This is a genomic window from Sulfurovum iocasae (assembly GCF_047716765.1).
Classification (GTDB): Bacteria; Campylobacterota; Campylobacteria; order Campylobacterales; family Sulfurovaceae; genus Sulfurovum.
Genome location: NZ_CP180410.1, coordinates 1,674,251 through 1,688,066, shown reverse-complemented (window position 1 = coordinate 1,688,066; position 13,816 = coordinate 1,674,251). Strand labels below are relative to the sequence as shown.

The 13,816-nt window shown below is 35.5% G+C and carries 13 protein-coding genes; 8 read left to right on the top strand and 5 right to left on the bottom strand.

The window, feature by feature from the left end; genetic code table 11:
• Positions 1-71 precede the first annotated feature (71 nt).
• A complete protein-coding gene (locus ACLHDG_RS08235; protein WP_415405743.1) occupies positions 72-944 on the bottom strand; it encodes a DUF3553 domain-containing protein in 873 nt (290 codons plus the stop codon).
• A 225-nt stretch (positions 945-1,169) separates the two neighbouring features.
• Between ACLHDG_RS08235 and ACLHDG_RS08230 the strand changes: the two genes are divergently transcribed.
• The 3 genes from ACLHDG_RS08230 to ACLHDG_RS08220 all read left to right on the top strand — a co-directional run bounded on the left by ACLHDG_RS08230 (position 1,170) and on the right by ACLHDG_RS08220 (position 4,322).
• Positions 1,170-1,688, top strand: a complete 519-nt coding sequence (locus ACLHDG_RS08230) for a hypothetical protein (RefSeq protein WP_415405742.1) — start codon at positions 1,170-1,172, stop codon at positions 1,686-1,688.
• Between the two features lie 244 nt (positions 1,689-1,932).
• Positions 1,933-2,550, top strand: coding sequence for a hypothetical protein (locus ACLHDG_RS08225; protein ID WP_415405741.1), 618 nt, complete (start codon positions 1,933-1,935; stop codon positions 2,548-2,550).
• Between the two features lie 851 nt (positions 2,551-3,401).
• Positions 3,402-4,322, top strand: coding sequence for a manganese-dependent inorganic pyrophosphatase (locus ACLHDG_RS08220; RefSeq protein WP_415405740.1), 921 nt, complete (start codon positions 3,402-3,404; stop codon positions 4,320-4,322).
• 19 nt (positions 4,323-4,341) lie between these two features.
• Here ACLHDG_RS08220 and ACLHDG_RS08215 read toward each other — a convergent pair whose 3' ends face one another.
• On the bottom strand, positions 4,342-6,390 hold the full coding sequence (locus ACLHDG_RS08215; protein ID WP_415405739.1) for an EAL and GGDEF domain-containing protein: 2,049 nt from the start codon (positions 6,388-6,390) through the stop codon (positions 4,342-4,344).
• Positions 6,391-6,833: 443 nt separating this feature from the next.
• Here ACLHDG_RS08215 and ACLHDG_RS08210 point away from each other — a divergent pair, with 443 nt between their 5' ends.
• The 3 genes from ACLHDG_RS08210 to ACLHDG_RS08200 are packed head-to-tail and all read left to right on the top strand — an operon-like array spanning position 6,834 to position 8,626.
• Complete coding sequence (locus tag ACLHDG_RS08210; RefSeq protein ID WP_415405738.1) at positions 6,834-8,165, top strand: DEAD/DEAH box helicase; 1,332 nt, start codon at positions 6,834-6,836, stop codon at positions 8,163-8,165.
• Positions 8,166-8,170: 5 nt separating this feature from the next.
• Positions 8,171-8,500 carry a DUF6172 family protein gene (locus ACLHDG_RS08205; protein ID WP_415405737.1) on the top strand — a complete coding sequence of 110 codons (330 nt, stop codon included), beginning with the start codon at positions 8,171-8,173 and terminating at the stop codon, positions 8,498-8,500.
• Between the two features lie 6 nt (positions 8,501-8,506).
• Positions 8,507-8,626, top strand: a complete 120-nt coding sequence (locus tag ACLHDG_RS08200) for an entericidin EcnAB (protein WP_415405736.1) — start codon at positions 8,507-8,509, stop codon at positions 8,624-8,626.
• A gap of 82 nt (positions 8,627-8,708) precedes the next feature.
• On the opposite strand, the gene ACLHDG_RS08195 is transcribed toward ACLHDG_RS08200, so the two are convergent.
• Positions 8,709-9,857 carry a type IV pilus twitching motility protein PilT gene (locus ACLHDG_RS08195; protein ID WP_415405735.1) on the bottom strand — a complete coding sequence of 383 codons (1,149 nt, stop codon included), beginning with the start codon at positions 9,855-9,857 and terminating at the stop codon, positions 8,709-8,711.
• 178 nt (positions 9,858-10,035) lie between these two features.
• Between ACLHDG_RS08195 and ACLHDG_RS08190 the strand changes: the two genes are divergently transcribed.
• Both ACLHDG_RS08190 and ACLHDG_RS08185 read left to right on the top strand, forming a co-directional pair.
• A complete protein-coding gene (locus ACLHDG_RS08190) occupies positions 10,036-12,141 on the top strand; it encodes a helix-hairpin-helix domain-containing protein (RefSeq protein ID WP_415405734.1) in 2,106 nt (701 codons plus the stop codon).
• A 139-nt stretch (positions 12,142-12,280) separates the two neighbouring features.
• Positions 12,281-12,532 carry a hypothetical protein gene (locus tag ACLHDG_RS08185; RefSeq protein ID WP_415405733.1) on the top strand — a complete coding sequence of 84 codons (252 nt, stop codon included), beginning with the start codon at positions 12,281-12,283 and terminating at the stop codon, positions 12,530-12,532.
• Positions 12,533-12,656: 124 nt separating this feature from the next.
• Here the strand turns inward: ACLHDG_RS08185 and ACLHDG_RS08180 are convergent, their stop codons facing one another.
• Positions 12,657-12,830: a hypothetical protein gene (locus tag ACLHDG_RS08180; protein ID WP_415405732.1), complete on the bottom strand. Its 174-nt coding sequence runs from the start codon at positions 12,828-12,830 to the stop codon at positions 12,657-12,659.
• 174 nt (positions 12,831-13,004) lie between these two features.
• Positions 13,005-13,682, bottom strand: coding sequence for a YdcF family protein (locus tag ACLHDG_RS08175; protein ID WP_415405731.1), 678 nt, complete (start codon positions 13,680-13,682; stop codon positions 13,005-13,007).
• Between the last annotated feature and the right edge of the window lie 134 nt (positions 13,683-13,816).

Sequence of the window (13,816 nt, the reverse complement as noted above, 5' to 3'; positions counted from 1 at the left end):
AGGTGTCTTTCTTAACTATATAACTATTCTACTCGGGAAATATGACAACATAATACATATACGTATGAACACTATTTCTCCTTGGCGGATCGAATAATGCACCACATGAACGATTGCACATCGATCATATCTTTTGGCTCAAGCTTATGAAGCCTTTGCTTGAGATATTCTGAGAACTTAAGGATCTTACTGTAGGTATTCCAATTCAAACTAGGGGTGTAAGCAATAGGGTAAGAACTCATATCAGCTACTGCCTGTGTAATAGTTGGCTTAACAAACATATACTTATCTGGATGTACTATAAACAAGAAATATGAAGCAGTAGGCCATTTGTCAGCACCAATGGACACCAAAGTTCTGATCCAGCCTTGAAATCTACCTTCCAAATCATCAGTACCATAAAGTAGATTAAACAGACTATGTGCAAATTGCTCTTGAGCAGTTTCTTTCTTTAAGCCATCTCTCAATGCCATCTTTTCATTGGGGAACATAAGATTTAGTTTGTTGACTACTTTTAAAGCCCGTGTGCTGATCTCTTCATAGTTGTTCGCTTGAAGAAGCTGTTCAAAGCTCTCCTGGTTAAGTAGTTCGATAGCAAATGCATGACCTACGTCTTTATAATCACGTTCCTGTGCATGATATTTGTCACCATTAAATCCACCAGGAAACTCTTGAAGAAAATACTTTTGCGAAGAAGGGATATCTCTATAAGAGCTTTTTCTTTCTTCATCTAGGGTATTAATATTTATATGATCAAAGATATCAGTATTAACTTCGGAAGGATCTACTTGAGTCAGTGAATTCTTTTTACGTACAAACGTGCGGTACCCACCATGCTCAAAAAAGACCTCGGCACGATCTTGATTGATAATATCAATGACCTTCCCTACGCCCCAGTCTGGCATTTTTTCATTAACAACATATTGATCTTTTTTGAGTATCATGTTTTCTCCTCATATTTCACATAAAAATAGATTTTATTTTGTATCAATCCTCATATCTTTATAGATCATATATGATTACATTATAGCATATACATTTTGTTTTTGGTGACTATAAGCAGAGCATAGAGCATACAACCTTATAAAGTTATATATTTTATAGGGTTTTAAGAAGAAGACATTTTTGATATACTCTTAATACTAAAATAACATAATAAAGGATAATTAATGGCTGATAGAATTCCTCTTTTAGTGCATGCTAGACGATTTCATAATTTATTGCGTAATAATATTGAAAGTGATGATGGACGAGGTGAAGAAGTACTTATTGAAGAACGACCTGTCTTTGAACATTATGCATGTGGTATGTATTTGTCAGCCTGTTTGGCATATCTCGATAATAAGTACGGACAAAGTTCATGGAAAAATAATAATAATAGTACAGATGATTTTGATACATTCTTATTAAGTTTATCAGAAAAACAACAACGTAACTTTACCAGGCTAGCTATTAGTGAAAGTGGCATTGATGCATTAGTCTGTATCAGAAATGCGTTTATTCATAATAACAACGATTTGAAAAAAAATACTGATAAAAAATCTTTACTAAAGGTTTCATCTGTAAAAATCCCAGGTATAACACTTAATGATGGTGTTTTTATTTTAACTTCAAACAACACTGAGGACTTTATGCAATATGTAAGATTGTCATTAGTTGCAGTAGCCATATATTATGGTGATGGCTAAACAAAATAAAACAAACTTCACATTCTAAATCCTGAAAACCTTATAATCTAACATATTTTATAACGTTTATCGCTGTAGCGTTATTCATGTATTCCAAATGAGTGATGAAAACCTTATAAAGTTATATATTTTTTATAAGGTTTTGAGAACAGGATATTTTTGATATACTCTTAATACTGAAATATCGTAATGGAAGGACACTTTGTTCCTTGAATAAATAGTTAGAATAAGGAATATTATAAGTATGGCAAAAAGACAACAAACAAATGATGAATTACTAGAACAACTAAAAGAACAGCTAGACTTTATGAAAACATCTGCAAAAGAATTTGATAATGAAAATTATTCTGAAGCAAAACGATTAGCAACAAATATCCGTATTTTGTTACATGATACAAATAGTTCTAAATCATTATTAAAACAATTAAATATTAAGCATAAAATGTATTATCGTGATTCTGCCAATGAATATAATCCTAAAAATCTTATGAGTCATCATGGATTAGTTGGATTAAAAATATCAAATGAAGGTACTTCATATTATGCACAATTAGAGAAAAAAGATTGTACATTTAAAACATTTGATTCATGGTGGGAAAAAATTATAATTTCAGATAAACATAAAAAGCAATTTACAAGAAAAAAATTAATCTTAGCTTTAGCAAATCAAGATGGTGGTGCTCATGTAGACCCTGAATTAGATAAAGCATATGATAACCTAAGTAGAAATAATAGTATTGGATGGTTTCACTCAAATGGTAGTGAGAGTACACCAGTATTAAAAATTGAATTATTTAGTGTAAGACAAATTGCGTTTGAACTTATATCATCAGTTGAAGATTATATGAAAGACAAAGTCTAACAAATCGTTGGAAAGAAAAACAAGGTTAAACTGCAGTCATTTAAGCTCATATCGTATAAAGTTACTCAGATAAAGTTTTAAGAAGCCAAGTGAAAACATCACCTTGTTTTTCAACTCAAACGTTACATGAATCTATAAATTAACATAATTCATGATTCTATCAATACGCATGACTAACATAAAGATATTCAACCAAGTCATGAAAACCTTATAATCTAACATATTTTATAAGGTTATTCGCTGTAGCGACGTTTGTGGGCCATAAATCTGTACCCTTGGATAGTAAACCTTATAAAATGTGCTATATAGGATGTTTTATGATGATTACTCATCCTATTAAAATTGGTCTTACTACTATCTATCCTTTTATAGGGTTAGACCAGTTTTGGTATGGGAGATACCCAAGGTATTAGGAATACTATATTGACTATGAAAAGATAGTGAGATATTTAAGGATGGACTACAATGAGTTTGAACCTAATTTCATGTAGAAATACTTCATTAGTAAAATTGATGGTCACTTTATGATACATCTGTTAAAATTGCTCTACGATCTGGTTCACATTCTGGTTCACATAAAGTAGTAAGAACCTATGATTATCTTGAGAAACAAATAACTCTGAGATGTGAATTATGCTTCGCTGACACTGTGTTTATTGGTTTAATTGATAGAGAGACTCGAACCTCGAGCTAGGCCTTAGGAGGGCCCTGCTTTATCCAGTTAAGCGATGAGGACATAAAAAAATCTGTAAGTGGAGTTTTTGTGGGTGGATTATAGCAAAAAATAACCATAATAATAAAGTATAAACCTAATAAGCTATAATACCAAAAAAGATACAGGAAATAATAGCATGGCAACATATATATTTGGACATACAACACCAGATTCAGACTCTATTGTAGGTGCATTGTCACTCTCTTACCTTAAAAACCAACTGGGTGAAGATACTATCCCGACAAGACAAGGGAATATTAATCCTGAGACGGCATGGATACTTGAAAAATTCGGTTATGAAGCTCCTCAACTTAAAAATAGCTATGCAGGAGAAAATGTCTATCTCATTGATTTTATGGAGAGCTCTCAGAGTCCTAAAGACATTGACGAAGCGACCATTTTAGGAATAGTTGATCACCATAAACTAGGTGATCTCAAAACAGATGCTCCACTTGAAATGTGGGTACGTCCGGTAGGGTGTTCAAATACGATCGTAAAACAGATGTTCGACTACTATGATATCGAGATCCCGAAAGATATTGCAGGAATGATGATGTGTGCTATCTTAAGTGATACAGTGATCTTTAAGTCACCGACCTGTACCAAAGAGGATACCAAAGCATGTAAAGAGCTTGCACAGATCGTAGGAATAGAGGACTATAAAGCAGTAGGTATGGAAATGTTCATCATCAAATCTGATGTTCTCTCTGCAAGTCCTAGAGAATTAGTACTAAGAGATTTCAAAGACTTCAATATGGGTGAAAATATCATTGGTGTAGGACAGTTGGAGGTTGTTGATCTTTCTGTGTTTGATACTATGAAAGCTGAGCTAAAAGAAGAGATGAAAAAGCTGAAAGAAGAGGGTGGCAGACACTCTGTGCTTCTTTTACTTACAGATATTATGCAGGAAGGTTCACAACTGCTTGCAGTCAGTGATGAAAATGGAAAGATCGAAAATGCATTTGATGTACAACTTGATAGTGATGCAGAAGTATGGTTAAAAGGTGTGATGAGCCGTAAAAAGCAGATCATTCCTTTTTTAGAAAAGCAGTTTTAGAAAAGCAGTTTTAGAACACTTAGATAAAGGTAAGCTCCAGATACGTTTCAAACTCTTTTTTAGGAATGGGTTCCGTATAAAGGAACCCTTGCGCAAATATACATCCGTGTTTCACTAAAAACTCTTGCTGTGGAGTAGTTTCTACCCCCTCTGCAACAATATCAAGATTCATACTTTTAGCGATGAGTATAGAAGCAGAAACAACCACTTCATCACTATGATTGGTTGGAGCATCCTGGACAAAAGACTGATCTATTTTGATCTTTTGAATTGGTAAACGTTTAAGATATGCCAAAGAAGAGTACCCTGTACCAAAATTATTGATCGATATATTGCAACCTAGAGCATGGATCTCTTCAAGTAATGAAGTGGCAGCTTGCTGATCACTCATTGCATACCCCTCAGTTACTTCAAACTCTACCCAATCAGGATGACATCCGGTAGCTTTAATAGAATCTTTTATTATTGTAATAAGTGCTTTGTCATTAAGCTGTTTGACAGAGAGATTTATAGATATCATTTCTATATCAAGCTTATCTTCTTTCCATTTACATATATCTTTCATTGCCTGTTTTATGACCCACTTACCAATATCTATGATCTGTCCGGATGATTCTGCTATAGGGATGAATTGAAGCGGCATGATCATACCTTTTTCTGGATGATTCCAGCGTAAAAGAGCCTCTGCACCAATGACTTTTTTATCTAACACATTGATCTGAGGTTGATAATAGAGTACAAAATCATGGTTTTTAATAGCATTACGCAAGTCATACTCAAGCAGGATTCTTTCCTGTGCCTGTGTTGAAAGATCCTGGGTATAGAATGTATAGCTATTCCTGCCATTGTCTTTAGCCTTATACATTGCTATATCTGCAAAGCGTACCAGTGTTTCAGGATCACTGCTGTCATTAGGAGCAATAGTAATACCAATACTTGTTGTAATATAAAATTGATGATCCTCAATGGTAAATGGAGTCTTTAATGTATCAAGTATATGTTGTGCTATGTTGGCAGCATCCAGAGGTGTGCTAATATCTTCAAGTAAAATGGTGAATTCATCTCCACCATGTCTAGAGAGTGTATCTTCTTTCCTGATCACACTTTGCAGACGTTTTGAAACAAGTTTTAGTATTTTATCGCCAGTGGAATGACCAAAAGTATCATTGACCTCTTTAAAATGATCCAGGTCGATAAAGAGTACCGCACTATATTGTTTATTTGATTTTCGCAGAGTCATTAAGTGTGTCAGACGATCCATAAACAGTGTCCGGTTTGCCAATCCGGTCAACATATCATAATTGGCATAGATACGCAGTTGTTCTTCTCTTGCCTTGCGTTCACTGATATCACGAGCGATACCAAGAACTCCAATAACATTGCCTTCACCATCTTTCATCGGAGTCTTGATCGTTTCAAATAATCCTTCATAACCACTATCAGTAAAGGTTAAAACCTCTTCATAGATATGTGACTCTTTTTCTTCCAGCGCTTTACGGTCTTTGTTGCGGAAAAAACTTGCAGCTTCCTCATTAACAAAATTAAAATCATCTTTTCCGATGATCTCAGACTCTTTAGCCCCAAAAAGTCGTTCAAACTTTGTATTACATGCCAGATACTTACCTTCTGTATCTTTGATCCAAAGAAGATCCGGGATAACATTGATAATGGTTTTTAAAAAATTTTCCTGTGTCAGCAGTTCTTTTTGAAGTTTTAAACTAATTTTTTCTGAAGAACGGTCTTCATAAAATAGTGCTACTGTACCAGCACTCAATTTAGTGACTGTGTTATGTCTCCATCCGCTGATACGGTCATCTTCATAAAAATTTGTATCAAGTTCTTCTCTTTCTCCGCTTGCCTCAACACGTAAAAACATATCAAAAAGACCAAGTTCTTTAACTGCAGGAAAACGTTTTGTGAGTTTTTGTCCAAGTAGATTGTTACGATGGATATTTTCTGTAACTTCAGCTGATTTATTGAATCCAACAATAATAAAATCATTACCATTTTTTTCATAGATAGCTACATTGATGGGAAGTAAATCAATATCAAAAGAATAAGATTGCATTAAAAAGGACTCCTAGAAAAAATTAATTATACCACCTAATAATAAAAATTTATTATTAGGTGTTTTAAGAAATAAAGTTAACTACTATCCCATGCATATATTCTAGCCATCCCCGCCCCAAGTGACGGATATTGGTTTAAATTCTACCAAACTGCAACTTTTTCTTTCTTTTAATAATAGCCTTAGACTCCAACCGATGCAAGTATCGGGGAATCTTCTTGATTATTTTATCTGTCATAGTAACATATAATTGTCAAAATATGTCAAAAAATATTAATTATAATAAATTTCTGTTTTACGAATAATTACGCTATAATTTCATCGATTTTAAGCGTACATCGGTCTGCGACTCATCTTCTTTCAAATAAAAATAATAAAATACTCAGCCTAAGACCGACCTCATACTACAGATGGTAGGCTCGTTCAATAAGGTATAAAACAAAATGTCATTTACAAACTTGGGGTTATCTGAACCTCTATTAAAAGCGATCAAAGATCAAGGGTATGATACACCTACACCCATTCAACTACAAGCTATTCCTACTGTTATAGAAGGTAAAGATGTGTTGGCAGCAGCACAAACAGGTACAGGTAAAACAGCAGGATTTACTTTGCCCCTGCTTGAGAGACTCTCACAAACGCACCCAAAGATGGGTAAAAAACAGATACGCGTTTTGGTACTTACACCTACACGTGAACTCGCAGCTCAAGTGGCGGAGAGTATTAAGACATATGGTAAATATGTACCATACACTTCTACTGTCATTTTTGGTGGCGTTGGAATAAACCCACAACTTGCTACTATCCGTAAGGGTGTAGATATTGTTATTGCAACACCAGGTAGACTTTTGGATATTGCAGGGCAAAAAGGTATAGACTTTTCAGTGCTTGAATGTTTGGTTCTTGATGAGGCTGACCGTATGCTTGATATGGGGTTCATCCATGACATTAAAAAGCTTATGAAACTTATGCCGAAAGAAAAGCAAACTTTACTATTCTCTGCAACTTTTTCCAATGATATCAAAAAATTAGCATCAGGACTTCTTAAAAACCCTGTGCTTGTTGAAGTGGCAAGAGAAAATACTACTGCTGATCAAATAAGCCAAGTGGTACACTATGTGGATAAAGGTCGTAAAAGAGAGTTGCTTTCTCAGCTTATCAAGACGAAAGACTGGAGACAGGTTTTAGTCTTTACACGTACTAAACACGGTGCAAACAAACTTACAAAACAACTTGAAGAGTATGGCATCTCAGCAGCTGCGATACACGGGAACAAAAGCCAGGGAGCCAGAACCAAAGCATTGGCCAGTTTTAAAGCAAATGAAATCCGTGTACTTGTAGCTACGGACATTGCAGCAAGGGGGATAGACATAGATCAGCTTCCTCATGTAGTTAACTATGAGCTTCCAAATGTACCGGAAGACTACGTGCACCGTATCGGTAGAACAGGGCGTGCAGGGCAGAGTGGTGAGGCAGTTTCTTTGGTCTGTATTGACGAGCATAAATTGCTTTTTGATATAGAAAAGTTTATTAAGTCAGATATCAAAAAAGTACATATTGAAGCATTTACACCAGATCCTAATATCAAGGCTGAGCCTATACAAAATGGTAGAGGTGGCGGAAAACGACAAGGTAATGGTTCACGTAACAGCAACTCATGTAATAAACTTCGCAGCAACTCTTCGCATGCGAACAACGGTGGCAGTCGTGATGGTGCCAGAAGTAACAGTAGGAATAGAAACCGAAATCGTAATAGAAATAAAGCAGAAGGATAATAAATATGAAAAAAATATTTAAATTAACAGACGAAAAAAAACATGAAGATCGCGTACTTGAAGCAGTAAAAAATGACATTCGTAAGTATGTAAAACGCGAACGCAAGAAAAAGCTTCCTGATGCAGCTACAATGTATTGGGATTTTGACTGTAAAATAGGTGCTACTTCAGATAAGGCAGAAATCGTAGAATACGAAGCACTCATCAAAGCACTTGACGCAGTGAAAGCCACTGGTGCAACAGAGTGTTATGTTGAGATATTGGCAAAAACAGTCGATAAACCAGTCAAAGAAGCAGTTGAAGCTGTTCAAGAAGAAATAAACGAAGAGGAGTAGAATAGGATGAAAAAGTTTTATGTATTGGTCTCTATCATTATGATAGGATTATTTATATCAGGATGTGCAACATGGCACGGGGCGAAACGTGATACAAGTCGTGTATGGGATGTTGTAGCATCATAGAGCTATAGATACCAAATAGTTTATCAAGGAAATAAAAAGGATAGAAGCATAATCTTCTATCCTTTTTAGATGGTTTTAAAAGTTAGTTATCTTTTAAAACAAGATCATTTTCTTTTGTATTACTTTTAACCTTTTTCTCATATTCTTGACTTAAGGTAAACAGCAATTTAAGATCAGAAGGACTGGTTGCATACTGATAGGCTTGCTCTTCTGTGATCTTGTCTGTTAATGTGAGGTCAAACAGTGCCTGATTAAAGGTGATAGAGTCAAAACTGATCCCCTCTTTTTTAATTGCATCCAGGATTTCATTATCCCGTTTAGTTCGAATAAGCTCTTTAATAAGAGGGCTTTTAAACATTATTTCAACTGCAGGTACCATATCTCCAGATATGCCTTGGATCAAACGCTGAGAAACAACTGCTTCAAGGGTAGCAGCCAGTGTTTCACGTACACGACTCTGCTCATTTGTAGGGAAAATAGCAATGAGTCGGTCAACCGTTTCTCGAGCATCTAATGTATGCACTGTTGAGAAAACAAGATGACCTGTGTTTACAGCTTGCATAATACTCTCAGCTGTGGCAAGATCACGTATCTCACCAACCACAATAATATCCGGATCTTCACGCATTGCTGCACGTAATGCTCTAGAAAAGCTGTTGGTGTGTAATCCTAATTCACGTTGTTCAACGATAGATTTTGCATCATTATGCACATACTCTATAGGATCTTCAATGGTAATGATGTGATGATGATAAGTCTTATTAATATCTTCAACAATACTTGCAAGCGTCGTAGATTTACCACTCCCTGTAGTACCGGTGATAAGAACAAGACCACGTCGAAGATGGACAAGTTTATGTAAAGCTGTCGGAAGATTCAACTCTTTGATAGTCTTAATGTGTGAAGGAATCAAACGAAAGGCTATTGCAAAACCTCCAATATGCATATAGATATTGACTCTAAAACGGTATTTATCACTCAGTGAATAAGCACCATCAAACTCTTTAGTCTCTTTAATAAAACTTTCATATGCATCACCAGTTAATGCTTTAACCAATGTTTCAATCGTTTCTGCATTTATCACTTCTTTGGATAAAAGAACAATATCACTTTTAACACGTGCACGTATAGTACTATCACTTTTAATATGTAGATCAGCTCCTTCTACTTCAATTAACATATTTAACCAAACATCCAATCGCTTTAGAATATCCTGCTCAGATAAAGACATATACACCCCTTACATCATAGTTTTATCTTTATTGTACTCTTTAATTAGGATGAATACAACCATATTTTTAAAAATGTGTAGATTACAGCAACATGTATCCATTCCTTAATTTACATAGTGTGGTAATATATGACAAAATAGTTATAATAGTTTTATTAAAAACTAGAGAGAACGCAACATGAATTCCCTTATCAATCTATTGGTACAAAAAACAAAACTCAAACAAACTCACATCACCAACATCCTTAAACTTATGGATGAAGGTGCAACCATCCCTTTCATTGCACGGTATCGTAAAGAGATGACTGGTGGGGCAAGTGATGAAGTGTTACGCGAGTTTGAAGCTGTGTATCTAAGTGCTAAAAAACTGCTGGAACGTAAAGCTGAGATAGAGAGGCTTATTAAGGAGAGAAGTGTGTTGACCGATGCTATCAAGAAGAGCATCGCCAGTGCAGATACTCTAAGAGTACTGGAAGATATATATCGTCCGTATAAAGAGAAAAAAAGTTCACGCTCAGCAACTGCCATAGCAAATGGTTTAAAACCTCTTGCCTATACACTACATAGTGCTAAACTTAGTCTTAATGAATTTAAAGCCCAGGCAAAAACGTTTGTAAAAGGTAAGGTCACTTCTGTTGAGGATGCCATCAAAGGTGCACAGGATATCTTGGCAGAACGCTATGCAGATCAGCCACGTGAGCGTGAAGCCATCCGTAATTCTATGTTACGTTTTGGTAGTATCGAAACCAAGAAAGCCAAAGGGTTTAATGAGAGGGGGTTGTATGCCAATTTCATCAAACATTCTGAGAAAGTAGCCTACATTCCTTCTCATCGTTACTTAGCCATAATGCGTGGAGTTAAAGAGAAAGAACTCTTGGTTAAAGTCACACTTGACATAGCAAGAATAGAGGAGAATATTAAAAAATATAAAACACCTCATGATGCATTATCATCAAAGGAACTGCTGTTCTCAGCGTATAAAGATGGACTTAAACGTCTCTTATTCCCATCCATAGAAAGAGAAGTACAGGCAGAGTTAAAAGAGAAAGCAGACATTACTGCCATTGGTGTTTTTGGTAAAAATCTAAATCAACTTCTTATGACTCCTCCTGTGATAAAAAGAGTTATTTTGGGTGTTGATCCTGCTTTTAGATCGGGCTGTAAACTGGCTGTCATAGATGAGAATGGAAATTACCTGGAACATGCTGTCATCTACCCAACAGACCCTCGAAATGAGTATGAAAAGTCAAGAGATAAGGTCCTTAAACTTTCTAAAAAATATAACATTCAAGCCGTTGCCATAGGAAATGGAACTGCTTCAAGAGAAACGCAAGAGTTTTTTGCCCGTTTAAACACAGATGAGGATGCAAAACTGAACTACACTGTGGTCTCTGAAGCGGGGGCATCAGTGTATTCTGCTTCTGTCATCGCAGCGCAAGAGTATCCGAAACTTGATGTGACCATACGTGGTGCCATCTCCATCGCACAAAGACTACGAGATCCTATGGCAGCCTTGGTCAAGATAGACCCTAAGTCTTTAGGCATAGGACAGTATCAACATGATGTAGACCAAAAACTTTTAGAAAAAAAACTTTCTGATGTAACCCAAGACCTTGTAAACAGAGTAGGGGTTGACCTTAATTCCGCCTCTGCTTCACTACTCTCTTATGTGGCTGGTGTAGGAGCAAAAGTAGCCCAAAATATTGTTACATATAGAGAAGAGAACGGCTACTTTACATCTAAGTCCCAACTCTTAAAAGTCAAAGGTTTAGGAGCTAAAGCATACGAACAGGCTGCAGGTTTTGTACGCATAAAAGAGGGAAGATCTGTGTTTGACAACAGTGGTATACACCCTGAAAGTTACGCTGTAGCCAAACGTTTAGAGGGGCTAGAGTTAGAAAAAATAGATGTCAGGATGATAGCAGAAGAGTTAAAAGTAGGAGAAGATACCCTAAGAGATATCATCAAAGAACTTTTAAAACCAGGTTTTGACCCCAGAGAAGAGTTACCGGCTATTCCTTTTAAAGAGGGTGTAACAGATATCAAAATGCTGCGTGAAGGAAGTATTGTCTCAGGTGTAGTGCGAAACATTGCTGACTTTGGTGCATTTGTAGATATAGGTTTGAAAAATGATGGAATGATCCACATTTCAAAGATGAGTGATAAACGTATAGCTCATCCTCTTGAAGTGCTTTCCCTTAATCAATATCTACCTCAAATAAAGGTTATATCCATAGATGAAGAGAAAGGTAAAGTAGGGCTTAGTTTATCTTTTATCCCATAGGATAAAGTATCTTAGTGCTACAAATCGCTACACATTAGCTATTTATGGGATTGTATCCATTATAAATGTATCTATGGTGACTATACGTGGTGACTTTTGCCAAAGTGCTGCCATTAGGTTGTTATGCTAAACTTCCTGTATGAAAACACTACTAATTACACTTTTACTAGCAGTACCACTATTTGCAGAAACTGCTACAGAGCTAAATAAGACACCTTCACTTATGGAATGTGAAATGATAATTGAGATGTTCAATTTTAGCATTGGTCAGGGCAACCCATTAACAAAAGAACAGATCAATGGCGTAATAGAGGCTTGTGATGGTCAGGTGAAGCACCAGAAGACTATAGACACTATGAAAAAGCTTTTAGGGACTATAGAAGAAAAATGATGGAGGCTTGTCTATTTCTTTAAGATTGTTTTCAGGTGTTATCCTAGGATAGTCATTTAATTCTATCTTAATAGTTATTGCTTCTGTTACAGGAATGTGCCTGCTAGTTTTTCTGCATTATCTATTATTTAGTAAAGATAAAATCTCTTGCAGCATTTGGATTTAGTATCCAAGGGTCTTGAGTAGTGTGAGAGATGCTTAAAGGTTTAGTGATTTTAAGTTCAATAGAGTCTTTCTCTAACTCTTTTTCTTCTATTTGAACACTGTTTCCTGCTTTATCTTTTTCAAGTTCAACCAATTATCTCACTATCATTCAATATGAATGAATTTAAAACGCCAATTCAAACCACAAACGCAATTCCACCTCAATCAAGCAGCTAACTTTCTAGCAAATTCTTTGAAAAATACCTCATACAGTGTTCTGTAATTAAGTACTTTCCTTGGTAGACCAATAGGCAAAAAACTCCTGCTACTAATCACTACCTTTAAGAAACTTCAACACATGCCACATAAATACATTATATCTCTTTTTTAGTGCCAGATATTCAGATTCATTCCATGTGATACCCAGTTTTACCATCAAACCATAGTAGAGATAAGTATACGGTATTTTCAGGATTTCCCCCAAAGCAGACTTAAGTGCTCGTGGATTCTGATAATATTTATCTCGATGCCACCACGACACACCGCTGCTGACAAATACATAGGTAAACTTTTCATCATTTTCAACCGAGATAAGGCTGGTCAGTATTTTGATCCGTCTTGTATGATAAGGGGCTGATACAATCATTACACTTTTGTAGTGATGCTCTGCCATATACTTCTTGATAAATTGAATCTCTTGCCCTGTACTATTATAATGAGGACTAACGATATATTTGGTTTCAGGGTAATATTTCATGACATATTTTTTGTGGGCATCTGTCTTTCCTGTCAACAATAACAACTTCTGTTCTGAATATCCTTCATTATAAAGATTTATTGACTTTAGAATCCTCTTAGAACCTCCACCCCCAAGGCAGACGATCAAATCTGATTTAATGGGCTTGCGTGTTATATCGAGGTATTTTCCTGCGACAAAGAAGAGGACGATTAATATAAAGACAAATATAACTATCACATAAGACAGTTGTTTTACTATAGTTTTCAAATATTCTTCACATCCCCATCTCTCATAAATTTCATTGATAGTAATGAAATTTTACTTTTAACTAAATTATTTTTCTGCCAAATCTTCCACATTGCTATTTTAAAAATCACATTATTATTTTAGACCTGTGGGTA